The sequence below is a fragment of the Faecalibacterium sp. DFI.5.82 genome (genome assembly GCF_029076575.1).
Lineage (GTDB): Bacteria > Bacillota > Clostridia > Oscillospirales > Ruminococcaceae > Faecalibacterium > Faecalibacterium duncaniae.
Genome location: NZ_JARFIS010000188.1, coordinates 1 through 347 on the forward strand (window position 1 = coordinate 1; position 347 = coordinate 347).

Below are 347 nucleotides of genomic sequence, written 5' to 3' on the forward strand. Positions count from 1 at the left end.
TGGAATGGCCTGCCGATCTGAAAGCAGCCGTTAATGAAAAAGCTGCTATCATTTCCGGCGGGTATGAATATGATGGCCGTAAAATTGCCGAACTGAATCGTGATGAGGTTGATGCATTCTGTGCTAACTTAAAAGATAAAAAAACAAGCATTGCCATCGCGGGGACTTTTTCACCAGTAAATCCCGCTCAAGAACTGCAAGTCGCGCAATGGATCAAAGAGGACCTAGGCAATGACGTTAAGATTACTTTGTCGCATCAGATTGGCGGCATCGGCATGCTTGAACGAGAAAACGCGTCAATCTTAAATGCTGCTTTGATGACAATCGGCGAGCAAATCGTAAATGGC

Annotated in this window: 1 protein-coding gene; it reads left to right on the top strand. The window is 45.2% G+C overall.

Translation table 11 applies throughout. From position 1 onward, the window contains the following. A partial coding sequence (locus tag P0G09_RS16185; protein WP_275253175.1) for a hydantoinase/oxoprolinase N-terminal domain-containing protein occupies positions 1 to 347 on the top strand: 347 nt, incomplete at both ends.